Source organism: Polynucleobacter sp. es-MAR-4 (assembly GCF_018882055.1).
GTDB lineage: Bacteria > Pseudomonadota > Gammaproteobacteria > Burkholderiales > Burkholderiaceae > Polynucleobacter.
This window is the reverse complement of the sequence record NZ_JACVPF010000002.1, coordinates 392,702-414,192: the sequence shown is the minus strand read 5'-3', so window position 1 is coordinate 414,192 and position 21,491 is coordinate 392,702. Positions and strand designations below refer to the sequence as shown.

26 protein-coding genes are annotated in these 21,491 nt (G+C 46.9%); 14 read left to right on the top strand and 12 right to left on the bottom strand.

Going from position 1 to position 21,491, the window contains the following annotated elements; translation table 11 throughout:
- Genes rfbD through waaC form a run of 4 tightly spaced genes read left to right on the top strand, consistent with a single transcriptional unit; the run spans position 1 to position 3,516 of the window.
- The gene (gene rfbD, locus ICN16_RS08195) at positions 1–939 is read left to right on the top strand and encodes a dTDP-4-dehydrorhamnose reductase (RefSeq protein ID WP_216136443.1); all 939 of its coding nucleotides are present in this window, start codon (positions 1–3) and stop codon (positions 937–939) included.
- A gap of 35 nt (positions 940–974) precedes the next feature.
- Positions 975–1,901, top strand: coding sequence for a glucose-1-phosphate thymidylyltransferase RfbA (gene rfbA / locus ICN16_RS08190; RefSeq protein ID WP_216136901.1), 927 nt, complete (start codon positions 975–977; stop codon positions 1,899–1,901).
- The gene (gene rfbC / locus ICN16_RS08185; protein ID WP_370625622.1) at positions 1,898–2,476 is read left to right on the top strand and encodes a dTDP-4-dehydrorhamnose 3,5-epimerase; all 579 of its coding nucleotides are present in this window, start codon (positions 1,898–1,900) and stop codon (positions 2,474–2,476) included. Before rfbA ends, rfbC begins: the two co-directional genes overlap by 4 nt.
- Before the next feature lie 35 nt (positions 2,477–2,511).
- Entirely contained in the window at positions 2,512–3,516 is a 1,005-nt protein-coding gene (gene waaC, locus ICN16_RS08180) for a lipopolysaccharide heptosyltransferase I (protein WP_370625621.1), read from the top strand.
- Positions 3,517–3,524: 8 nt separating this feature from the next.
- Here the strand turns inward: waaC and ICN16_RS08175 are convergent, their stop codons facing one another.
- Positions 3,525–4,997, bottom strand: a complete 1,473-nt coding sequence (locus tag ICN16_RS08175; RefSeq protein ID WP_255533700.1) for a TolC family protein — start codon at positions 4,995–4,997, stop codon at positions 3,525–3,527.
- Between the two features lie 258 nt (positions 4,998–5,255).
- Here ICN16_RS08175 and ICN16_RS08170 point away from each other — a divergent pair, with 258 nt between their 5' ends.
- The 4 genes from ICN16_RS08170 to trmB are packed head-to-tail and all read left to right on the top strand — an operon-like array spanning position 5,256 to position 8,366.
- Positions 5,256–6,101: an undecaprenyl-diphosphate phosphatase gene (locus ICN16_RS08170; RefSeq protein ID WP_216136436.1), complete on the top strand. Its 846-nt coding sequence runs from the start codon at positions 5,256–5,258 to the stop codon at positions 6,099–6,101.
- Positions 6,102–6,141: 40 nt separating this feature from the next.
- A complete protein-coding gene (locus tag ICN16_RS08165) occupies positions 6,142–6,600 on the top strand; it encodes a DUF2721 domain-containing protein (protein ID WP_216136434.1) in 459 nt (152 codons plus the stop codon).
- A 22-nt stretch (positions 6,601–6,622) separates the two neighbouring features.
- Complete coding sequence (locus ICN16_RS08160) at positions 6,623–7,558, top strand: UDP-glucuronic acid decarboxylase family protein (RefSeq protein ID WP_216136432.1); 936 nt, start codon at positions 6,623–6,625, stop codon at positions 7,556–7,558.
- Complete coding sequence (gene trmB / locus ICN16_RS08155; RefSeq protein ID WP_370625620.1) at positions 7,551–8,366, top strand: tRNA (guanosine(46)-N7)-methyltransferase TrmB; 816 nt, start codon at positions 7,551–7,553, stop codon at positions 8,364–8,366. The genes ICN16_RS08160 and trmB overlap by 8 nt, the downstream gene beginning before the upstream one ends.
- Before the next feature lie 74 nt (positions 8,367–8,440).
- Here the strand turns inward: trmB and ICN16_RS08150 are convergent, their stop codons facing one another.
- The 4 genes from ICN16_RS08150 to ribBA form a co-directional block, all read right to left on the bottom strand.
- The gene (locus ICN16_RS08150) at positions 8,441–9,919 is read right to left on the bottom strand and encodes an NAD-dependent succinate-semialdehyde dehydrogenase (RefSeq protein WP_216136431.1); all 1,479 of its coding nucleotides are present in this window, start codon (positions 9,917–9,919) and stop codon (positions 8,441–8,443) included.
- Positions 9,920–10,109: 190 nt separating this feature from the next.
- A complete protein-coding gene (nusB, locus tag ICN16_RS08145) occupies positions 10,110–10,628 on the bottom strand; it encodes a transcription antitermination factor NusB (RefSeq protein WP_255533699.1) in 519 nt (172 codons plus the stop codon).
- A gap of 17 nt (positions 10,629–10,645) precedes the next feature.
- Positions 10,646–11,161 (bottom strand): 6,7-dimethyl-8-ribityllumazine synthase, encoded by a 516-nt coding sequence (gene ribH / locus ICN16_RS08140; RefSeq protein WP_216136429.1) that lies wholly within the window; start codon positions 11,159–11,161, stop codon positions 10,646–10,648.
- A gap of 19 nt (positions 11,162–11,180) precedes the next feature.
- Positions 11,181–12,317 (bottom strand): bifunctional 3,4-dihydroxy-2-butanone-4-phosphate synthase/GTP cyclohydrolase II, encoded by a 1,137-nt coding sequence (gene ribBA, locus ICN16_RS08135; RefSeq protein WP_216136427.1) that lies wholly within the window; start codon positions 12,315–12,317, stop codon positions 11,181–11,183.
- Between the two features lie 77 nt (positions 12,318–12,394).
- Between ribBA and ICN16_RS08130 the strand changes: the two genes are divergently transcribed.
- The 6 genes from ICN16_RS08130 to ICN16_RS08105 all read left to right on the top strand — a co-directional run bounded on the left by ICN16_RS08130 (position 12,395) and on the right by ICN16_RS08105 (position 16,085).
- On the top strand, positions 12,395–12,772 hold the full coding sequence (locus ICN16_RS08130) for a hypothetical protein (protein ID WP_216136425.1): 378 nt from the start codon (positions 12,395–12,397) through the stop codon (positions 12,770–12,772).
- Positions 12,708–13,325 carry a hypothetical protein gene (locus tag ICN16_RS08125; protein ID WP_216136424.1) on the top strand — a complete coding sequence of 206 codons (618 nt, stop codon included), beginning with the start codon at positions 12,708–12,710 and terminating at the stop codon, positions 13,323–13,325. The genes ICN16_RS08130 and ICN16_RS08125 overlap by 65 nt, the downstream gene beginning before the upstream one ends.
- Positions 13,322–13,651, top strand: coding sequence for a hypothetical protein (locus ICN16_RS08120; protein ID WP_216136423.1), 330 nt, complete (start codon positions 13,322–13,324; stop codon positions 13,649–13,651). Before ICN16_RS08125 ends, ICN16_RS08120 begins: the two co-directional genes overlap by 4 nt.
- The gene (locus tag ICN16_RS08115; RefSeq protein WP_255533698.1) at positions 13,644–14,210 is read left to right on the top strand and encodes a GspH/FimT family pseudopilin; all 567 of its coding nucleotides are present in this window, start codon (positions 13,644–13,646) and stop codon (positions 14,208–14,210) included. Before ICN16_RS08120 ends, ICN16_RS08115 begins: the two co-directional genes overlap by 8 nt.
- Before the next feature lie 88 nt (positions 14,211–14,298).
- Complete coding sequence (gene ribD, locus ICN16_RS08110) at positions 14,299–15,414, top strand: bifunctional diaminohydroxyphosphoribosylaminopyrimidine deaminase/5-amino-6-(5-phosphoribosylamino)uracil reductase RibD (protein ID WP_216136422.1); 1,116 nt, start codon at positions 14,299–14,301, stop codon at positions 15,412–15,414.
- 53 nt (positions 15,415–15,467) lie between these two features.
- Entirely contained in the window at positions 15,468–16,085 is a 618-nt protein-coding gene (locus ICN16_RS08105) for a riboflavin synthase (RefSeq protein WP_216136421.1), read from the top strand.
- A 6-nt stretch (positions 16,086–16,091) separates the two neighbouring features.
- On the opposite strand, the gene queC is transcribed toward ICN16_RS08105, so the two are convergent.
- The 7 genes from queC to tolQ form a co-directional block, all read right to left on the bottom strand.
- Positions 16,092–16,832, bottom strand: a complete 741-nt coding sequence (gene queC / locus ICN16_RS08100; RefSeq protein ID WP_216136420.1) for a 7-cyano-7-deazaguanine synthase QueC — start codon at positions 16,830–16,832, stop codon at positions 16,092–16,094.
- A gap of 12 nt (positions 16,833–16,844) precedes the next feature.
- Positions 16,845–17,576 (bottom strand): tol-pal system protein YbgF, encoded by a 732-nt coding sequence (gene ybgF / locus ICN16_RS08095; RefSeq protein ID WP_216136418.1) that lies wholly within the window; start codon positions 17,574–17,576, stop codon positions 16,845–16,847.
- A gap of 5 nt (positions 17,577–17,581) precedes the next feature.
- Positions 17,582–18,082: a peptidoglycan-associated lipoprotein Pal gene (gene pal, locus ICN16_RS08090; protein ID WP_216136415.1), complete on the bottom strand. Its 501-nt coding sequence runs from the start codon at positions 18,080–18,082 to the stop codon at positions 17,582–17,584.
- Between the two features lie 130 nt (positions 18,083–18,212).
- On the bottom strand, positions 18,213–19,466 hold the full coding sequence (gene tolB / locus ICN16_RS08085) for a Tol-Pal system beta propeller repeat protein TolB (RefSeq protein ID WP_216136891.1): 1,254 nt from the start codon (positions 19,464–19,466) through the stop codon (positions 18,213–18,215).
- A gap of 57 nt (positions 19,467–19,523) precedes the next feature.
- The gene (gene tolA / locus ICN16_RS08080; RefSeq protein WP_216136412.1) at positions 19,524–20,330 is read right to left on the bottom strand and encodes a cell envelope integrity protein TolA; all 807 of its coding nucleotides are present in this window, start codon (positions 20,328–20,330) and stop codon (positions 19,524–19,526) included.
- A gap of 19 nt (positions 20,331–20,349) precedes the next feature.
- Complete coding sequence (locus ICN16_RS08075; protein WP_216136889.1) at positions 20,350–20,769, bottom strand: ExbD/TolR family protein; 420 nt, start codon at positions 20,767–20,769, stop codon at positions 20,350–20,352.
- 2 nt (positions 20,770–20,771) lie between these two features.
- Entirely contained in the window at positions 20,772–21,428 is a 657-nt protein-coding gene (tolQ, locus tag ICN16_RS08070) for a protein TolQ (protein ID WP_216136409.1), read from the bottom strand.
- Positions 21,429–21,491: the final 63 nt, after the last annotated feature.

Here is a 21,491-nt window from a genome sequence, read left to right as displayed (position 1 = left end):
ATGAATATTCTGGTTTTTGGGAAAGATGGTCAGCTAGGTAAAGCCTTTGCTGAGCAGCTCAAAGCTGGGCAATTTAATCAAGACACGATACGCTTTGTGGGGCGCGCTGATTGTGATCTGACCAATGCGCATCAAGTCAGTGATTTAGTGCAATCGTTTCAACCCCAAGTCATTGTGAATGCTGCTGCTTATACGGCGGTAGATAAAGCTGAATCAGAGTCAGAGTCAGAGTTGGCATTTGCAATTAACGCAACAGCGCCAGAGGTAATGGCAAGATATGCTGCGCAGCAGGGCGCAACACTGCTACATTTCTCAACAGACTATGTATTTGATGGCACAAAGCAGGGCTCTTATACAGAGTTGGATCTAGCTAATCCTTTGGGCGTCTACGGAAAATCCAAAGAAGCGGGAGAGCGCGCTATCGTTCAAGCCTTTTCTAACGGCGCTGGTCAATATGCCATTCTAAGAACGAGTTGGGTTTATGGCGATGGCGGAAACTTTATTCGCACTATCTTGCGCTTGGCAAAAGAGCGCACTGAGCTAGGAGTAATTAATGATCAATTTGGTGTGCCTACTAGCGCACAGTGGTTGGCAGAAGTAGGCTCTCAATTGGTAATGAGTCTTGCTAATCAACAATTTTCTTCTGGTATCTATCATGCCGTGCCAGCAGGGGAAACCAATTGGCATGGATTGGCCCAATTGGTGGTGCAATCAGCAGTAGAGATGGGGGTAGATCTACAGGCTAGCCCTGGGACTATTGCACCCATCCCAGCCTCTGAATACCCTTCGCCAGCCCCCAGGCCAATGAATTCTCGCCTGGCTACAAACAAGCTTCAGAGTGAGCTGGAGCGCTTGGATCTTGTGTCAAAATTACCTCATTGGAATACGCCCTGGGATAAGCAAGTGACTGCTTATGTGCAGCAGCAATTGGCAGATTAAAAACGCAGAATTCAAATTAAGGTTTTAGGGTGCAAATGGTAAAAAATCGCAAAGGAATTATCTTGGCTGGCGGGTCTGGAACTCGCTTATACCCAGTTACCCAGGCGGTATCAAAGCAGTTAATGCCGGTTTATGACAAGCCAATGGTGTATTACCCGTTAACTACTTTGATGTTGGCAGGTATTCGAGATATTTTGTTGATATCAACACCACATGACACCCCACGCTTTACGGAGCTGCTTGGTGACGGCTCTCAATGGGGGCTGAATATTGAGTATTGCGTTCAACCTTCGCCAGATGGTTTAGCTCAGGCATTCACGCTGGGGAAAAGCTTTATCAATAATCATCCCAGTGCCTTGGTCTTGGGTGACAACATTTTTTATGGACATGAGTTGGGATCGAGTCTTGAAAATGCTGATGAACGCGAACAAGGTGCAACTGTATTTGCATATCACGTCACCGATCCAGAACGTTACGGCGTGGTTGAATTTGATAAACAGCACAAAGCAGTATCGATTGAAGAGAAGCCGCTAAAACCAAAAAGTAGTTACGCGGTAACAGGCCTCTATTTTTATGACAATCAGGTATGCGATATTGCTAGCTCAATTAAACCGAGCGCACGTGGCGAGTTGGAGATCACCGACGTAAACCGAGCCTATTTAGAAAAAGACCAATTAAGTGTTGAAATTATGGGCCGTGGCTTTGCTTGGCTAGATACCGGTACGCATGACTCCTTATTGGATGCGGCAGGCTTTATTGCAACGCTGCAAAAGCGCCAAGGCTTGATGGTTGCTTGCCCTGAGGAGATTGCTTATCGGCAAGGTTGGGTTGGCGCCGAAATGATTGAGAAGGTTGCGGCTCAACTCAGTAAGAATAGTTATGGCCAATATTTAACTAAAGTACTGAATGAAATTAATAGCGGCACTCAGTTAATTTCATTGGCACATAAAAGAATTAAATGATGACTTCATTAGACAAGCAGGCCAGGGTTTTGTCTACCCAAGCACCTCTAGCGGATGCATTAATTATTCAACCAAAGGTTTTTGGTGACGAGCGTGGCTGGTTTACCGAGTCCTTTAACGCCCAAGACTTTTTTGATGCAACTGGACTGGATGTGAAGTTTGTGCAAGATAACCATTCCTTTTCTCGTAAAGGGACTCTGCGTGGACTGCATTATCAAACTGAAAAAATCCAAGGAAAATTAGTTCGTGTCGTTTCGGGAAGTGTGTTTGATGTAACGGTAGATTTGCGAAAAAATTCATCGACATATGGCAAGTGGGCGGGTCTAGAATTAAGCGCGGAGAATCACAAACAACTTTGGGTACCCCCTGGGTTTGCTCATGGTTTTCTAGTGTTATCTGAGACTGCTGAGTTTTTATATAAGACCACTGATTACTATCACCCACAAAGTGAGGTGTGCTTATCCTGGAATGATCCTAGCGTTGGAATTGAGTGGCCTTTACCCGCTGGGATCGCTCCTAGTCTGAATGCAAAGGATGCAGTAGGGCTGACTTGGGAACAGGTGCCTAAGTTTTAATGAGCACTTCTAGTAAATCTCCCAAAATATTATTAGTGAAGCTATCTTCGTTGGGAGATGTGCTGCATAACTTACCAATTGTTTGGGATTTGCGAGCGCGCCTACCGGATGCGCAAATTGATTGGGTGGTGGAGGAGGGCTATGTTCATTTATTGGAACCCTTGCTCACTAAACCAGGCTTCAAAGGAATTGACCGAATTATCCCGTTTGGTCTCCGACGTTGGAAAAAGCGGATTTTTGAAGTAAGTACCTGGAAGCAATTTTTTGCGTTCAAAAATCAATTGCAGGCAGTGCAATACGACTACCTTATAGAAACCCAAGGTTTACTCAAGTCCGCCATGGTTTGCTCCCTAGCTAAAAAGAGTCCACACGCAGTGATTGCTGGGCTTGCCAATGCAACTGAGTATTCGGGGTATGAGCCCATTGCGAGATCGTTTTACAACCAGTGTGTGCAGGTGCCATTCCAATGTCATGCGGTTGACCGTTCGCGTTGGGTAATGTCCTCGGCTTTGGATTGGCCTTTGCTGCATCGAAGTGTTGCCCCGCAGTTTTATCCCCAAGAGTTTGTTGATGGTATTCCGCAAAGTGCCGTTCAGGGCTTAAAGAGCCCATATGTGCTTTGCTTTCATTCAACTGCTCGTGAGGCTAAGCGTTGGGGCAATGACCAGTGGATTGCTCTCGGTAAGAATCTATCTACTCGCGGCTATCACGTGGCATTCCCTTGGGGAAATTCCGCGGAGAGAGCGGTTAGTGAATTGTTGGCTTCGCAGATTCCAGGAGCATTGGTGCCGCCCGCATTCTCTATTGAGGATGCCTTTTCCGTGATTGCTAGTGCGGCTTTAACCATTGGCGTTGATACTGGCCTTACCCATTTAGCGGCAGTGTTGGATAGACCAACAGTAGAGATATATTGCGATTCACCGCAATGGAAGACTGAAGGCTATTGGTCGGACCGCATTGCTAATCTGGGTGACATGCAAAGTCCTCCTAGTACTCAAGAAGTTCTTGATGCCTCTCTCAAGCTTTTACAACAGGCTTAAATTTTTATTTAACGAAGCAGAGTGTTAATGGCTATCAGATCTTCATCTGATAGCGCTGCGGCATGCGCTTTCAATCTAATGGCATTGAGAATGGTGTTGTAGCGTGCCTGCTGTAATTGTGAGCGAGTGGTAATTAGGGTATCCAATGCGATCAGTACATCAATATTGATTAATGTCCCAACCTGGAAGCCGAGTTTGCTGGATTCTAGCGCTGAGCTTGATGAGCGTTCTGCAGCCTCATAGGCTTTCACGCTAGCTAAGCCACCGTAAAAGCCAGTAAAGGCAGCGCGTGTATTTTGAGCAGCAGTCCGGCGGGCATTGTCGAAGTTCGCTTTAGCAGCATCGAGCAATGCTGCATTTTGACGAATTACTGAACTATTAAATCCGCCTGAGACCAAAGGAATAGTCATCTGCAATGCAAGCGTGTTGTTATAAATATTAGTTTGTGCCGGCGTTAGGCTGTTGGATGTTCCATTGGAGGTGTTGTATCCAGCTGTGCCTACAAAGTTAACCGAAGGATAGTTCAACGCTTGCGATGCTCTGTAGGAGCTCTCAGCTAAGTTGACCGATAGCTGGCCAGCCAATACATTGAAGTTAGCAGTTTCTGCCTGCAATATCCAATCCTCTAAAGTCTGACCTTTTGGCAGCTGAGGGTTAACGCTTTCCGCAATCGGAATGCCATTGCTATCCTTACTCTTCGAGCGAGGATCTTTTAAGACCCCATCGATCTTTGCTTCCTTAACTAAGGGCTTTAATGGACCAACTGGGCGACCCACCAATTGCTCCAGTACGCCTCGCTTCACAACCAGATCTGCCTGCGCTGCAATTTCTTGGGAGTTGGCGAGATCAAGTGCTGCTTGTGCAGTATTCACATCCACAATCGTTGCAAGGCCTGCATCAAATTTGGCTTGTGCAATTTCGAGTTGCTGTTTGATCAAACTTTTTTTATTGCGATAGAGTGCAACATTATCTTGACTAGTAAGCGCATCAAAATACGCTTGTGAGACTCGAATAATTAAATCTTGTTGCGCTAAGTAAAAGCGCATATCTGCAATTTTGGTATTGAGATCACCCTGTTTAAATGCCTCAAGAGCAGCCATATTGAATACAGGCTGCGTTAGCGTAACCGTATAGTTCTTTTGGTCATATACGCGAGATCCTGTTACAGCTCCTGGAGGTGCGTTACCAGCAGTGTGTTGATAGTAGCGTGTGCCGCCCGGTACTGCGTTGGCCTGCGGCAGTAAGAGTGATAGACCCTGCCAGTAGAGCTCTTTGCTTGCTTGATAGTTGAAGCGAGCTGCATTTAAGACGGGGTCGCTAAATGCCGCTTCTTGATATAGACGAATCAGATCGGAAGCTTGTCCGAGATTGGCGTTATTCCCATCAAGGTTTGAGGGTGCGGCGTTACTCGGAATTGCTGGTTTTGGAGCAATCACCATTTGCGGCGGCATATCGAGACCCAGCAAAGACTGAGTGTTCATGGGTGTAGGGAGGGACGGCTTTGCCCCATTAGCACTTTGCGCAAAAGGGCTGGATGAGATGATGGATAGCCCGAGCGCCTGGCTTAGGATTAAGCCTAAGGTGCTGAGTTTAGAAAGGCGAAAGCGGGGCGGGGTCATCTCATTCAGATACATTTTTATGTGCCATGAAGTTTAAGGCTTATTTGGGTAAAAAGCCTTAATTGACCCTTATTTTGCCAAATCCTCGCCCAGCCTCGATCTATCTATAAAATTACGGCTATGGATCTAATTTTGCTGGGCAAAGCCTTAATACTTGGAGTGGTAGAGGGCTTAACGGAGTTTTTGCCAATCTCTAGTACTGGACACTTGATTTTAGTGGGTGACTTGCTCGACTTTAATGACGAGCGGGGCAAAGCCTTTGAAGTGATTATTCAGTTTGGGGCCATTTTGGCAGTTTGCTGGGAATTTCGGGAAAAGCTTTGGAAGGTGGCTTCTACTATCAAGACCAGCGCCATCTCACGTCGATTTGTCATCAACTTATTTATTGCCTCTATTCCTGCGATGGGCCTGGCATTTATCTTTGGTAAGCATATTAAAGCAGTCCTATTTGCCCCCATTCCTGTTGCTAGCGCTTTTATTGTAGGTGCGCTTATTATTTTCTGGGCAGAGCACAAGCAAAAAAATGTAATAGCTAAAAAGCAATATATTCAGTCGGTTGATGACCTCACGGCGATGGATGCCTTAAAGGTAGGTATTGCGCAGTGCGCAGCTTTAATCCCAGGAACTTCACGTTCTGGGGCCACCATTATTGGAGGTATGCTCTTTGGTCTCCCACGCGCAGTAGCTACAGAGTTTTCTTTCTTTTTAGCAATCCCTGTAATTGGCGGTGCTACTGCTTATGAATTACTGAAGCTTTGGAAGAATCCGGTTTCGTTGTCTGGGGACTTTACTTGGGCGATTGGGGTCGGATTTATTTCGGCATTTATTTCGGCATTTATTTGTGTCCGCTGGTTGATTCATTACGTCGCTGGCCACAACTTCATCCCCTTTGCCTGGTATCGCATTATCTTTGGTGCACTGGTATTGTTAAGCGCTTATAGTGGTTTAGTTGCCTGGTCTCATTGAGACCTCTCACGAATATAAATAAAGATCGACTGGATTTCTGATGGACGTATCAATAGACGCAATTACCAATAATATTCAGCTGGCACTTGCCCCAGTGTTTTTATTGACGGCAGTTGCAACACTCATCAATGCAATATCAGCGCGCCTAGCCAGGTCAGTTGATCGTATGCGTTCGATTCAGCATCAGATCCAAACTGGAGACATAAAAGATCAAGCTATTTTGAGTCACATGAAAAAAGAAGCTGATGAGGCAAAGACCCGTGGTCGCTTATGTACCGCAGCAATTTTCTTTGATGTGTTGAGTGGTGTTTTTATATCTTTAACCGTCTTAGAACTATTTTTCTTTCAGGCTGGCGCCGTACGATCACTACAAGCCACTTATGTCATTTGGACTTTTGTACTTGGATTGATCTCATTTATGACTTCGCTATCTATCGTATTGAGCGAGGTGGTTTATGCTTACCGATCAGCTGGCTGGAATACACCTTTTCCGAAGTAACTTACTTTAATAAAATATAGATATGAACAAAATCCTCATCACTGGTGGCGCAGGTTTTTTAGGTTCCCACCTGACTGAAAAGTTGCTTAAAGAAGGTAATGATGTCTTGGTAGTGGATAACTACTTCACAGGCTCTAAAGCCAATCTAGAACATCTTTTGGCTAATCCCAAATTAGAGTTGATGCGTCACGATGTGACATTCCCACTCTATGTAGAAACCAACCAGATTTATAACTTAGCCTGCCCAGCCTCACCTGTGCATTACCAATACGATCCTGTGCAAACAACTAAGACGAGTGTGCATGGGGCAATTAATATGCTCGGCCTAGCCAAGAGAACCAGAGCTAGAATTTTGCAGGCCTCCACTAGCGAGGTCTACGGTGACCCTGAAGTGCATCCTCAGCCAGAAGCCTATTGGGGCAAAGTTAATCCGATTGGTATACGTTCTTGCTATGACGAGGGTAAGCGCTGTGCAGAAACCCTCTTTTTTGATTACAACCGCCAGCACAACCTCGATATCAAAGTCGTGCGCATCTTTAATACCTACGGTCCCCGCATGCACCCCAATGATGGGCGAGTGGTGAGCAACTTCATTGTTCAGGCTTTACAAGGTAAAGACATCACCATTTATGGTGATGGTCAGCAAACTCGCAGCTTTTGCTATGTTGATGACTTAATTGATGCCATGGTCAAAATGATGAACTCTGAGCAAGGGTTTACTGGCCCAGTCAATATTGGCAATCCAGGTGAGTTCACAATGCTGCAGTTGGCTGAGACCATTCTGAAGCTATCTGGTAGCAAGTCCAAGATCATTCATCAACCATTGCCTTCTGATGATCCTAAGCAGCGTCAACCGAATATCGATTTAGCTAAGGCTAAGCTTGGTTGGCAACCTAAGGTGAATTTGGAAGATGGCCTGAAAGAGACGATTGCTTACTTTAAGAAGGTAGTTGCTTAAGTTGACGGTAGAGCATTCGAACAATTTAGATAAGCGATTTGATCGAATTCGCTCTTTCGTTTTAAGGGCGGGTAGAACAACTGCTGGGCAACAGCGTGCAATTGACGAATTGGGCCCCCAGTTTTTAATTCCATTCGAAGAAAAAACTTTGAACTTAGATTCCGCTTTTGGCGGATCTAAAAATCCCAAGATCTTAGAGATTGGCTTTGGAATGGGCGAGACTACCGCCAAAATTGCAGCCCTAAGAACCGAAGATGATTTTCTAGCAATCGAGGTACACCCCCCCGGAGTCGGCGCTCTTCTTAAGTTGATTGGTGAAAATAGCCTTACCAACCTGAGGCTGATTCGACATGACGCAGTTGAGGTGCTTGAAAAAATGATTGCGCCCAACTCGCTAGATGGAATTCATATTTATTTTGCAGATCCTTGGCACAAGAAGCGTCACCATAAGCGCAGACTGATTCAGGCCGAATTTGTAAAGCTACTAATCTCGCGCTTAAAGCCAGGAGCCTATCTGCATCTTGCTACAGACTGGCATAACTATGCTGAGCAAATGTTATTAGTCTTAAACAGTGAATCAACATTGTTGAGCGCTTCCGCAGAGCATATACAAATAGAAACCTTTAGTGCTGATGATGCGGCAAAAGAGGGCGACTCTAGTAAAGAATTTAAACCCACTCTGGATCAGTTGAACTCCAAGCAAGTGGGATACGTTGAGAGACCAGATTATCGACCGATTACTAAGTTTGAAAACCGTGGCCTGAAGTTGGGGCACGGAGTGTGGGATTTGGTTTACAAGAAAAAATAAGGCGGTATCTAGGTGAGCTTCAATTAAAAATAAAGCCGCTATTGAGCGGCTTTATTTATTCTTTTGATCCTGTTTTATAGGCCTAAGCAAACATATTTCAATTCTAAGTACTCATCCATTCCATAGACGCTACCTTCTCGTCCAAGTCCGGATTGCTTGACGCCGCCAAATGGACCGACTTCATTGGAAATAATTCCCGAGTTCACACCCACAATCCCGTACTCGAGCGCTTCAGCTGCTTTCCAGATTCGTCCGATATCTCTGCTATAGAAATATGAGGCTAGGCCAAACTGGCTATTATTTGCCAGTCGAATAGCTTCTTCATCGCTATCAAATGGAATAATAGGGGCAACTGGGCCAAAAGTTTCTTCATAGGTAATAAGCATGTCACTGGTGACATTCGACAAAATAGTAGGCTCGTAGAAGGTGCCGCCTAAAGGAGATGGCTTGCCACCAGCAATGAGCTTTGCGCCCTTGCTGATAGCATCAGCTACATGCCTTTCGACCTTCTCTAGAGCGGCCTGCTCAATCAGTGGTCCTTGGGTAACTCCTACTTCCATGCCATTGCCCGGTTTGATTACTTTGATAGCCTTGGCAAATTTTTCTACAAACTCATTTTGTACATTTTTGTGCACATAGAAGCGGTTGGCACACACACAGGTTTGTCCTGAATTGCGATATTTAGAGGCCATGGCACCAGAGACTGCCGCATCAATATCCGCATCCTCAAATACGATGAAGGGAGCGTGACCACCAAGTTCAAGGGCTAATTTTTTGACGGTCGGTGCACACTGCGCCATTAAGATTCGACCCACTTCAGTCGATCCGGTAAATGATAGGTGGCGCACAACAGGCGATTCACAAAGGGTTTTGCCTATGGCAATCGATTGATCGGCATCAGCCGTCAGAATGTTGATGACACCATCTGGAACGCCGGCACGCTGTGCCAGTTCAGCCAAGGCCAGCGCGGATAAGGGTGTTAGCTCTGCAGGCTTAATCACAATAGTGCAACCTGCTGCCATGGCAGGGGCAATCTTGCGAGTAATCATGGCGATTGGGAAATTCCAAGGTGTAATCGCAACACACACCCCAATCGGCTGCTTCATCACAATCATGCGTTTATCGCTCCAGGTGGTGCTGGGTAGAGATCCCGCCACTCGCTTTGCCTCTTCCGCAAACCATTCAACAAAAGAGGCGCCGTATGCGACTTCACCGCTAGCTTCGACGAGTGGCTTCCCTTGCTCAAGTGTCATCAGGGTGGCGAGATCTTGTGTATTGGCAATGATTAAATCAAACCACGTACGCATGATATTGGCGCGCTCTTTACCAGTTTTACTTTTCCATCCCGGAAATGCATTCTCAGCAGCTTGAATAGCGAGCTCAGCATCTTTGGGTTCAAGATTGCTCACTTGCGCAATCAGTTCGCCCGTTGCGGGGTTTGTAACATCAAAAGATGTTCCGGAACTCGCCTTGATCCATTGCCCATTAATAAAGGCCGCTTCCTTAAATAGGCTGGGGTCTTTTAATAATTTGCGAATATCTACTTTTTGCATGGGGCGGTCTCCAACATCAATGTTTTCATTACAGCTCAAGGTTCACTGTATTAGTAAATTGATTTTATCCTTCTAGGGCATCTTGTCGTGGAAGCGGGTATTTTTAGGGAAATAAAAACCCCTGACTCAATGAGTACAGGGGTTAGAGGATTTAAGGGCTTCGCCCAGTCCTAGGCTTTAGGTAGTTTCCTTAACCCGCCTGAATTTCCGTAGCACGTAATTTTTGAGCCAATAGATCCAGTACGCCGTTGACGTACTTGTGCCCATCGGTACCACCAAATGTCTTGGCTAGCTCTACCGCTTCATTGATGGCCACTTTGTATGGCACTGCTAAATCCATTGCTAGTTCATAGGTACCAATGAGTAGGGCCGCATGCTCTACTGGGGAGAGTTCATTGATCGGGCGATCAAGGGCTGGAGTGATGAGGCCTTCTAACTCATCAGTGTGCTCGAGGACGCCTGTAAAGATCCCTTGAAACAAATCCAGCTGGCAACGACGAAAGCCAGGATCCTCAGCCAGTTGTTTCGCAATTGCTGCTGCATTAGGTAGGCTACCTGCACGACGCATCACGAGACTTTGGTAAACGCCTTGCAGTGCGTATTCACGGGCGCGACGACGTGGCGTCAACGAGCGTTTAGGTGCGCTACTGGTGGGGCTGTTAGCAGCTATGTTTGCAGCAGCTGGTGAGGTCGGAGTATTTTTAGTCATGTGCTTTATCGAAAGAATTACTCTTGTGGCGAATTGATCTCAAAATCAATATCGGGAGTCAGTGCTAGCGCAAGATTGGCCATTTCAACTACAGCTTTAGCGCAGTCGGCACCTTTGACTTGAACGCGCACTGCGGCTTGTTCGTCTGTCTCACAAGTAAGTACACCATTAGCAATTGGTAGACCGGAATCAATAGAGATGCGGGTGATACCAGCGGCAGATTCATTGGAGACAAGTTCAAAGTGATATGTTTCACCACGAATCACCGCTCCCAGCGCTACTAGACCATCAAATTCACCAGTCTCCACTAGCTTTTGAAGTGCAAAGGGAATCTCTAATGCGCCTGGCACAGTCACTAACTTGATGTCAGATTGGGATACGCCCAGTTTGATTAATTCTTCAATGCAGGCGGTAGTCAGCGCAACACAATGCTCTTCATTAAAGCGGGCTTGCACAATACCAACGCGGAGATCTTGCCCGTTTAAATCAGCTGCTAATACGCCAACGGCTTGTTCATTATTTGATGTGTTCATGATGATCTTTGGATGCGAATTATTTTGGTTCAAATGGTGTGTAGCCGGTGACTTCAAGCTTGTAGCCCGATAGATTCGGCACGGGACTTGGGTTGGCAAGCAAACGCATTTTTCCAACACCAAGATCTTTCAAGATTTGTGCGCCTATGCCATAGCTTCGAAAATCTGTTTTACGGGCTAATGGTTTGACCGCTTCTTCAGTTTGAGTTCCATTGAGTTTATGGAACTGTGCAAGCCAGTCTGCATCGTTTGGTGCTGCGATACCTGAGGCATTGAGAAGGACTGCAACACCTGTAGGAGCCTCAGCCAGTTTTTTCAGCGCCTGAGCAAGAGGCCATGAGTGGGTACTGACATTCGCATCTAAAAAATCTAAGACGGTGACTGGCTCATGAACTCGCACGAGTGTTTCTTGAGTCTCAGAGGGCTCACCATGAATCAAGGCAAGATGGATGCAGGAGCTTGGTGTGTCGCGATAAATCACGCCTTGGAATTTCCCCCAGGGAGTATTGAACTCACGGGTACCTTCGCGCACCACAATGCTCTCATGTTGGCTGCGATATTTGATGAGATCGGCAATGCTACCAATTTTTAATTGATGTTCTTTGGCAAATTCCAGTAGATCTGGCAAGCGTGCCATGCTGCCATCATCTTTCATGATTTCGCAAATCACAGCAGTAGGCGAGCAACCAGCCATTGCCGCTAAATCACAGCCAGCTTCTGTATGACCGGAGCGAATTAAGACGCCGCCAGGTTGCGCCATTAACGGAAAGATATGCCCAGGCTGAACAAGATCATTCGGTTTTGCATGCGAAGCAACTGCCGTTTTAATAGTGTGAGCACGATCTGCAGCTGAGATGCCAGTAGTGACCCCGCTAGCTGCCTCGATGGAGACTGTGAAATTGGTGCCCATGGAGGTGCCGTTATCTCTCACCATTAAAGGGAGATTGAGCTGTTGGCAGCGCTCACGTGTCAACGTAAGGCAAATAAGTCCACGACCATGCTTCGCCATGAAGTTGACGGCTTCTGCTGTGACATGGTCGGCAGCCAGTACCAAGTCGCCTTCATTCTCACGATCTTCTTCATCAACCAAGATAACCATCCTGCCGGCTTTGAGCTCAGCAACGATTTCTTCTGTAGGGGCGAGGGTATTTTGCATAGCCCTCTATTTTAAGCTGAGGAGGCGTTTTGGGGGTGCTTACCCAGGCTTAGGCTCAATATCTACCATTTCTGACGGTGAAGATCTATCTAAGGCATGTTTTCGGCAACATTCTCTCTGGAAAATGGAGGGCGCTCCAGAAGGACGGCCTAGATATGTATTTCTCCCAAGTTATTCCTACCCCAACTTATAAAAAGAATGGCTTCATCTTGATGGAGGTATTGGTCGCGATGAGCCTGGTAGCAATCACCTGGATTGGCTTGGGAAATGCCTATCAGACCCTAGTGTTGCGTTTGGGTCTGGAGCAAAACAAACGTCTACAAATATATCGAGAGCTAGATCAACATGAATTGCATCAATCTGCGCTTCAACAATCTCATCCACCCATAAATGAATCTGCTCGAGTGTCTCGTCGCAATCGCGATCTCAATCACATTACTCGCCCCATTAATTAGAAATAGTGGGGAGTTCATCGCAAGGCAAATTGCCTATGAGAAAACCCAAGCACTCGCTCAAGATGCAGATCGGGCTTTGGAATTAATCGGCAGATCGATTCGGATGGCTGGCTATCGGAATCGATCTACCTTTTTGCAGGGCGAGAAAAAGAAATCATCTCATGCTGAGTTTTTTCAAATTCAAAAGCGTATTGGGTTTAGAGAATCAGATGCATTGACGGTAAAACATCAATTATCTGAAGGCACTGATTTGGATTGCATTGGTAATGTACTAACGGCAGACCGAACAAAAAAGAATTTAGCAGTTCAGGGATTTTTGGTTGATAGGCAAGCATCGGCCACCAAAGGTCAGCGAGTCAATGGTGGCTCTTTGATTTGCCAATCACTTGATCGACAGGGCCGTTTGCAAAATACCACCCTCATGAATGGCGTCCATCGTCTTGGCATTGAAGAGGTGGGTGGTCGAGCATTCAAGGTAAGGCTGGAGATGACTGATGGTGCCTTGATTCACCAGACTTTCGAGCGCACTTTTGCTGCGCGCAATCTATTGTGATTATTGCTTGGGTTTTATCACTATTGACCTTGTTATCTTCCTTGATTGTCTGCTTGGAGCGTATGACTGCGCTAGAGGTAATAAGTGTGATTACTGCTGTTGATGCTGGCAAACGATTTATTGCTGCGGAGAAAATGTTGCATGAATGCGAGAGCCACCTCACCCATATCGCCAGACTAGAGAGTCACTCTTGCCACATTCAGTCAGTGGGAAAGCAGCTTTGGTTGATCTCGACAATGGAGCATCCTAAGATAGAAATTCTGGTGCATTTAAATGAAAAAACAAATATAGCTACGCGCTTAAATTGGCGTCAGCAATTTGAATAAGCTCACTCCGATCGTTGATCGAGAATGCGGCAGCAGTTTGCTAGAACTAATGGCTGTTGTTCTCATAGCGGCTGTCCTGGCAACGATCACGATGCCGCTTGTTCATCAACAAATAGCAGCTCGAGAAATCGAGACTATTGCCAGGCGATTTATTGCTCATGCACAGTTCGCTCGTGGACAGGCTTTAGCTTTGGGACATGTTGTCCGCATTACTCCTTTGCATGGCAGGCTATGGGATGAGGGTTGGGTAGTGAAGAGTGCCTGTATGCAGATCAAACCAAAGTTGGCTTGCGAGGAGCGAATCTGGTTTTCTCAAGGTGACATTTACCCAGTCTATTTCAAGGGTGGGGGTAAGCAATTTATTGACCCCCATTCTTCAAAAAGAGGGATTGCATTTAATGCTGCTGGAGCTGCTAAAACGGCTCAAGGCGGTTTTGTTGCCAATCGCTTGATCTTGGGTCATGAGCGTGATGATCGGCTGGAGCGGCAGCTTATCTTGAGCAGTGGTGGTCGCTGGCGCATTTGTGACCCCAACAGAGACTTGAAGGCCTGTAGATGAGTTTCCCTCAGGCTAGCCGGAGGTAAGTCGGGGCGGGCGAGACTAGGTAAATTTGGCGCTAGTACCCACAATCGGTTTTAATAGACCCATGTATACCGCTGTTGACCATCAATTGATGAGTGAGGCCTTGGCCGAAGCTCAAAAAGCCCTCTATCTTTCCAATCCGAACCCCCGGGTGGGTTGCGTCATTGTGAAAGAGGGTCAGGTGATTGGCCGTGGCTACACCCAAAGGGTAGGTGGCGCCCATGCAGAGGTACAGGCTCTAGCTCATGCGCGGTCGCAGGGATTTGATCCTGCAGGATCCACGGTTTATGTGACCTTGGAGCCCTGCAACCACACAGGCAGAACCCCCCCTTGCGTTGATGCCTTGATTGCTGCCAAGCCTGCAATGGTAATTGCGGCAATGTTGGATCCAAACCCCTTGGTGAGCGGCAAAGGCTTGGAGCGATTAAAGGCCGCTGGTATCGATGTGCGCTGTGGCTTGTTGGAATCCGAAGCCCATGCTCTCAATCTGGGATTTGTTTCTCGTATGAAGCGCGGCTTGCCTTGGGTGCGACTAAAGATTGCCGCAAGCTTGGATGGCAAGACCGCTTTGCCGAATGGCCAAAGCCAGTGGATTACTGGGCCGCTCGCAAGAGCGGATGGTCATCATTGGCGTGCCCAAGCTTGCGCTATTTTGACGGGTGTAGGGACGGTTAAAGAGGATGATCCAACACTGAATGTCAGGGATGTGAAGACCGAACGCCAGCCTTGGAAAATTATTGTCGACTCTAAGTTGGAGACTCCGCTCAATTCCAAGGTATTTAGCAATCTTGATCAATCTGGTGTAATCCTGGTTTGCGCCTCTTTGGACTCTGCCCAAGCGCAAGAAAAAGTAAAAGCATTCGAGGCTCTTGGTGCTGAAGTGCTTGTCATGGCGAATGCTCATGGCAAAGTAGATTTACCCAAGCTATTCAACTACTTGGCACAAGAGCGCCATATGAATGAAATCCATGTTGAAGCAGGCTTTAAGCTCAATGGCTCCTTGCTTAGGGAGGATTGCGTTGATGAGCTTTTGTTGTATTACGCACCATTCTTGATGGGCGATGGTATCGGCATGGCTAACATTTCCCCATTGACGGCTTTGGATCAACGTCAAGATTGGCAATTCATCGATCAAAGTCTATTTGGCCCCGATCTTCGCCTGCGTCTCGGCAAGAAATAAAAAACAAGAAGTAACGACCCAAGAAAATTACAAAACTTTTTTAAGATCTCACTATGTTTACTGGAATTATTACTGCCGTTGGCCAAATTCAGAGCGCTCAAGTCAAGGGCGATGGCATGTACTTGGTAGTTGAGGTGCCTGCTGGCTATCTTGAGGATGTTGTCTTGGGGGATAGCATTGCCATTCAGGGCGCTTGCATGACCGCAACGGAATTAACTCACAATACATTTGCTTTGGATATCTCACGTGAGTCCCTGAATAAGACTGTTGGTTTAGATCAGGTTGGTCCAGTCAACTTAGAAAAAGCACTACGCCTTAATGATCGCCTAGGCGGGCATCTTGTTAGCGGTCATGTGGATGGCGTTGGTAAAGTAGCCCACTTTGCTACTGTGGCACAAGATCCTTACGGATCCTGGTTATTGCAGATCGAAGCCCCCAAGGAATTGGCGCCATTCTTGGCTTATAAGGGCTCCATTGTTGTAAATGGTGCTTCTCTGACAGTCAATAAAACACAAGACAGTCAAAATGCTTGTGTCGTAGATATCAACATTATTCCGCACACCCTTGAGAACACCACATTGGGTAATCTCAAGAAAGGTGATGCAGTTAATCTAGAGATTGATTTAATTGCGCGTTATGTTGCGAGAATGCTAGAAACGCAGTCCAAGTAATTTAAATTACTTTTTCTGATAGCGCGTTGGGTCGCTCAGATTGGCTTTTTTAAAGCCTACCTGTCTTAAGCGACAGGACTCACATTCACCACAAGCCTCACCTAAATCATTGGCTTGGTAGCAAGAAACTGTTTGCGAGTAATCCACGCCTAACGTGGTTCCTAGTTGAATGATTTCTGCTTTACTCATACTAATAATGGGAGCGTGCACTCGAAAGCGATTTTCATTGTTTAGCGCCTCTACACCAGCCTTAGTCGCCAGGTTGGCCATCGTTTCAAATGAGGCAACATATTCTGGGCGGCAGTCCGGATAGCCGGAGTAATCGACTGCATTGGCGCCATAAAAAATATCAAGACCACCCAATGATTCTGCCCAGCCTAATGCTAGCGAAAGCAGAATTGTGTTGCGCGCGGGTACATAAGTCACCGGAATCTCTTGATCTTTGCCGGGCGTAATGGGCACATCAATAGTTGAGTCTGTGAGTGCGGAGCCGCCAAAGCGCGTGAGATCTAAATTCACTACCTCGTGACGAATCACGCCCATCTTCTTAGCAATATGTTTTGCTGCTGCTAACTCCGAGGAGTGGCGTTGCCCATAACTTACTGACAAAACATAGGGGGCGTAACCGAGATCTTTAGCTAGCGCGAGAATCGTACTTGAATCTAAGCCGCCAGAGAACAAAATAACAGCGGGCGCATTTGGTTTGCGCGGGGCGATATTCTGAAATGCGGCCGATAGAGAAGACATGACAGACAGAACTTACTTGATTGCAGCGTTCAGTTGCTGAGCATCCTTAGCTGCTTCAGTATCTGGGTATTTGCTAATAATCTCAGCAAATGTTTTCTTGGCGGCTGCTTTGTTGCCACTTTCCAATTGCGCATTACCCAGCGTTAACAGCGCAGATGGAATGCGTGGATGATTTGGGTAGCGCTTAATGAGGCTTTGTAATTGAGCGATAGCGCCGGTGTAGTCCTTATTAGCGTATTTGCTATTGCCACTCCAAAAGAGTGCGAGTGGTGCGTAGGGGCTCTTCGGGTATCGATTAACAAAAGCTGAAAAACCTTCATCAGCTTTCTTGAGGTTGCCCGCCTGAAATGCTTTTAAGGCATCGTCATACGCTTTTTTCTCGCCAGGTTGCACTGTGCCGCTTACGCCTTCAACTGTGGCTGTACGGGGCTCAAAATTACCCAAGCGCGAATCGAGATCTTGGTAGTAAGTCTTTTGGCTGGTGCTGATATCTTCCCCTTGCTTCTCAAGGGTCTCTACCTTGCCGCGTAACTCTGCATTATCAGCTTTGAGTTTCTCAATTTGATTTTGTAAGTCCATTTGCGTTGTTGCTAGGGACTTTCGTAAATCCAGAATAGCTTTGCGAGCATCATCATCCGCAAAGAGCGCCCAAGCACTACTGGACATTCCAAGGCAAATGGCGGCAGCGCTTAAACAAAACGCTCGTGAGAGCGTTTGTTTGAAACAGTGATTTGGCTTACGCATGAACATTAGTTTGTGATGTACACAATATCAGCGCGGCGATTCTCGGCCCAGGCGGCTTCGTTATCACCTTCAGCTTTTGGCTTCTCTTTACCAAAGCTTACCGCTTCCATTTGATCGTCAGATACGCCCATTAAATTAAGTGACTTACGCACTGCATCTGAACGACGTTGGCCTAAGGCCAAGTTGTATTCAGCTGTGCCGCGTTCATCGGTATTGCCTTGAATAATGATCTTCTGCTTTGGGTTGGCTTTCAAGAAGCTTGCATGAGCAGAAAGTTGTTTTTGGTATTTAGTTTGAACGGTGTATTCATTGAAATCAAAGTACACGCTGCGTTGGAATAACGGGCTGCTTGGATCATTCCATGGCTGTGAGCCAAAGTTACCACTGCCACCACCATTGGCGCCATCAACATCATCCAATTTGACGCTTGAGCAAGCTGCCAAGAGGAGGGCGGTTGCGCCTACAAGAGTGAGTGTTGCGGCACGGCGTGCGATAGAAATCTTCATGATCTGTCCTTTTTCCTACAAACTAAGTGACTAAATAAGCTAATAGCCAATATTATGCCCCCAAGAGCCCAATATTGGCTATTTAGCCAGAAACAGTTTGCGTTGGAGTCGGATGCCTAAGGGCAGCCCCTTAGTCCATAAACGGACCCCAGGATGGCTGACGCACATCAGATCCTGGAATACTTAATACCTGTTTGGAGTTGCCGTCTACAGAGACTGCTGCCAATACCCGCTTGCCGCCGACCTTGGTGGAGTAGAGCACATAGCGTCCATTCGCAGCAAAAGAAGGGGATTCATCACTCGTGCCATCAGTTAAGGCCTGTGAGTCGCCGGTTGCCAAGTTCAGGATATAAAGACGGAACGCTCCGCCAATATTGGCGATATAGGCTAGATACTTGCCATCTGGTGAGATGCGTGGAGAAGTCACAAAACCTTGCTTATAGGTAATACGCTTGGCGCCTTCTACCTGCTCGCCTTCAGCGCTCATGCGATAGATTTGTGGATTGCCACCACGATCACTGGTGAAGTAGATGTAACGACCATCAGCTGAATATTGTGGCTCCGTATCAATCGTACGACCACGGGTGAGGCGGTGAAGTCCACTGCCATCTGCATTGATGCCATAGATCTGGGTATTGCCATCCTTGGAGAGTGAGACAGCCAATCTTTTACCGTCTGGTGACCACGCAGGAGCGCTGTTATTGCCCTTTTGATTGGAGAGGGAAATACGACGACCGGTAGCGAGCTCGTGAACATAGATCACGGGCTTACGATCTTCAAAAGATACATAAGCTACTTTTTTACCGTCTGGTGACCAAGATGGAGAAATAATCGGTTCGCCGCTGTTCATGGCATTGCGAATATTCTGACCATCCGCATCAGAAATGACGAGGCGATAACGTTTACCTTCCTTAATTACATAAGAGAGCCGTGTCGAGAAGATGCCGCGCTCACCCAGTAATTTGTAAATGATGTCATCAGCAATTTTGTGAGCTGCTGCGCGCAAGTTGTCAGCGCTGGAATTGAGATTTAAACCGCCCAGACTTTCTGATTTACGAACATCAAAAAGCTTGTAGCGAATCTCAAATTGGGAAGCGCTTGTTTGAACAACTGATCCCACAACCAAGGCATCCGCTCCGCGGGCTGCCCAGGATTTATAGTTTGGAGTACCTTCATCACTTTCACTCGCATTGCCATTTTCGGTATTTTTAAAGTAGCCACTACGCGCTAAGTCTTGGCGAATGATTTCGGTAACGCTGGTGGGGAGTTTGTTCTCGTCCTTAAAGCGCATCACCGCGATGGGATAAAGGGACTGACCGACACCAGTAATTTCAATATTCATTTGCGCTACAGCAGGTGTGCTCAATCCAGTGATTGATAGCATCACTACGAATACGGATACCGCTGATAAAAAATACTTTTTAGCTACTGGCAACATGCATTAGTCCTTGGGTTTAAAGGTCAGCTTAACTTCTCTTTGAGGAATTTTTCCATTGTCGTCTTTTGGCAGACTCTCCGCACGGGTTAGTGCCAGCAATACTGCACGGTCCCAGCCAGCGTTGCCGCTAGAGGTGATGAGATCAGTGCTTAAGATTGCGCCATCGGGTGCGAGGTTCACTTTAACGACTGCCGCAGGATTACCACTAATAGACTCTGGGTTAAACACAATCAGAGGCTTCACTTTTTTGACAACTTTATCTGTCCAGCCAGGGGGCGCATTGCCGCCACCGCCAACACCGCTGCCACTCGTGCCTCCACTACCGCCTTCAGCACCAGCAGCTGCTCGCAAACGCGCTAACTGATCTGCGCGGACTTTTTCGGCTGCAGCATTGGCCTTTGTCTCTGCGGGAGATGTTGCTTTCGGAGCTTCGGCTTTCTTGGGCTTTTCTTTTTCCTTCTCCTTGGGTGGAGTAGGTTTGACGGGAGTAACTGGCTTAGGCGTTTCTTTCACCTCTTTTTTAGGAGGCTCTTTTTCCACCTTCTTTTTCTTAATGGCGATGTCAGCCGCTTCCTCTTTCATTTCTGTTTTGAGTTCTGGCACGACAGGGGTTTCCACCTGTTGACTGGCATCCCACAACTCCACTTCAACGCCTGAGGGGGTGGAGTTATTCCAGCTAATTCCAATTACCAAAAATGCGAGCAAGCCTAAGTGGGCAGCAAGCGAGAAACTGAAAGCACGCTTCGTACTTTCATTTGCTGTTAGACGACCTCTAGAAAAGGTAGAGTGAAAAGTTTGCGCGCTATTCATGAATAAAAGACAAAGAGGCTTACTGACTCTTCACGGCAAGACCAACACGCTTCACACCATTTTCTTTGAGCTTAGACATGACATCCATCACTACTTCATATTTAATGGATTTATCTGCAGCCAGCACAACGGGTTGCTCGGCTGACTTTTCTGCTTGTGATCTGGCAAACGCACCTAGTTCAAACTTATTTAGCGTCTGCACGGGATCGCCATCTTTGCGCACAATGACATTCTCATTGGCATCGATGGTTAAAAAGACTGGCGGCAAAGATTGCACTTTTGCGCCACCAACAGTCGGAAGATTGACAACGCCTGGATTGACCATGGGCGCGGTTACCATGAAGATCACAAGCAGCACCAGCATCACGTCGATGTAAGGCACCACATTGATGTCGGACATGGCCCGACGTTTAGAAGATTTTCTGAGTGATCCGGCCATGCTCATTTACCTGCAGCTTGACGTTGCAAGATGTTGGTGAATTCTTCAATAAAAGTCTCAAAGCGGATGGAGAGGCGATCTACATCAGTGGCAGCGCGGTTGTAGGCAACCACCGCAGGAATCGCGGCAAACAAGCCAATCGCAGTAGCAACTAGTGCCTCTGCAATACCGGGGGCTACAGCTGCCAGCGTGGCGTTTTGAACGTTAGCTAAGCCGCGGAAGGCATGCATGATTCCCCAAACCGTACCAAACAGGCCGATATAAGGAGAAACTGAGCCTACCGATGCCAAGAATGGCAAATTGGCTTCCAGGGCATCCATTTCTCGTTGGTAGGTGGCTTTCATGGCGCGGCGAGCGGCATCGATTTCACGAACTTTCATGAACTCCTGCATGCCAGCTTCAAAGATATGCTCCAAAACGGCATCGCTACGGGTATTACGCTGAGCGGCATCTAAAAGGGTATTCAGGTCTCCGCCAGACCAAAAGTCACGCTCAAAACGCTCGGTATCGCGTCTTACGCCTCGCAGAATGGCGGTTTTCTTGAAAATAATGGTCCAGGAGGCTACGGACATCCCTAGTAATAACAACATTACCAACTGGACTAATAGGCTGGCATTAAGGACTAGGGAGAGGAATGAGAGGTCTTGAGTAGGTGTCATGGTGGATTTTGTATGATGTAGGTTGATTTTACTAAGTTAATTAACTCAGCAATCCAACTTCAT

What these genes read in the sequence shown, in the direction of transcription:
- rfbD (WP_216136443.1), top strand. Translation starts at nt 1, where the DNA reads ATGAATATTCTGGTTTTTGGGAAAGATGGTCAGCTAGGTAAAGCCTTT.
- rfbA (WP_216136901.1), top strand. Translation starts at nt 975, where the DNA reads ATGGTAAAAAATCGCAAAGGAATTATCTTGGCTGGCGGGTCTGGAACT.
- rfbC (WP_370625622.1), top strand. Translation starts at nt 1,898, where the DNA reads ATGATGACTTCATTAGACAAGCAGGCCAGGGTTTTGTCTACCCAAGCA.
- ICN16_RS08175 (WP_255533700.1), bottom strand. Translation starts at nt 4,997, where the DNA reads ATGAACACTCAGTCTTTGCTGGGTCTCGATATGCCGCCGCAAATGGTG.
- ICN16_RS08170 (WP_216136436.1), top strand. Translation starts at nt 5,256, where the DNA reads ATGGATCTAATTTTGCTGGGCAAAGCCTTAATACTTGGAGTGGTAGAG.
- ICN16_RS08165 (WP_216136434.1), top strand. Translation starts at nt 6,142, where the DNA reads ATGGACGTATCAATAGACGCAATTACCAATAATATTCAGCTGGCACTT.
- ICN16_RS08160 (WP_216136432.1), top strand. Translation starts at nt 6,623, where the DNA reads ATGAACAAAATCCTCATCACTGGTGGCGCAGGTTTTTTAGGTTCCCAC.
- ICN16_RS08150 (WP_216136431.1), bottom strand. Translation starts at nt 9,919, where the DNA reads ATGCAAAAAGTAGATATTCGCAAATTATTAAAAGACCCCAGCCTATTT.
- nusB (WP_255533699.1), bottom strand. Translation starts at nt 10,628, where the DNA reads ATGACTAAAAATACTCCGACCTCACCAGCTGCTGCAAACATAGCTGCT.
- ribH (WP_216136429.1), bottom strand. Translation starts at nt 11,161, where the DNA reads ATGAACACATCAAATAATGAACAAGCCGTTGGCGTATTAGCAGCTGAT.
- ribBA (WP_216136427.1), bottom strand. Translation starts at nt 12,317, where the DNA reads ATGCAAAATACCCTCGCCCCTACAGAAGAAATCGTTGCTGAGCTCAAA.
- ICN16_RS08125 (WP_216136424.1), top strand. Translation starts at nt 12,708, where the DNA reads ATGAATCTGCTCGAGTGTCTCGTCGCAATCGCGATCTCAATCACATTA.
- ribD (WP_216136422.1), top strand. Translation starts at nt 14,299, where the DNA reads ATGTATACCGCTGTTGACCATCAATTGATGAGTGAGGCCTTGGCCGAA.
- ICN16_RS08105 (WP_216136421.1), top strand. Translation starts at nt 15,468, where the DNA reads ATGTTTACTGGAATTATTACTGCCGTTGGCCAAATTCAGAGCGCTCAA.
- queC (WP_216136420.1), bottom strand. Translation starts at nt 16,832, where the DNA reads ATGTCTTCTCTATCGGCCGCATTTCAGAATATCGCCCCGCGCAAACCA.
- ybgF (WP_216136418.1), bottom strand. Translation starts at nt 17,576, where the DNA reads ATGCGTAAGCCAAATCACTGTTTCAAACAAACGCTCTCACGAGCGTTT.
- pal (WP_216136415.1), bottom strand. Translation starts at nt 18,082, where the DNA reads ATGAAGATTTCTATCGCACGCCGTGCCGCAACACTCACTCTTGTAGGC.
- tolB (WP_216136891.1), bottom strand. Translation starts at nt 19,466, where the DNA reads ATGCTATCAATCACTGGATTGAGCACACCTGCTGTAGCGCAAATGAAT.
- tolA (WP_216136412.1), bottom strand. Translation starts at nt 20,330, where the DNA reads ATGAATAGCGCGCAAACTTTTCACTCTACCTTTTCTAGAGGTCGTCTA.
- ICN16_RS08075 (WP_216136889.1), bottom strand. Translation starts at nt 20,769, where the DNA reads ATGGCCGGATCACTCAGAAAATCTTCTAAACGTCGGGCCATGTCCGAC.
- tolQ (WP_216136409.1), bottom strand. Translation starts at nt 21,428, where the DNA reads ATGACACCTACTCAAGACCTCTCATTCCTCTCCCTAGTCCTTAATGCC.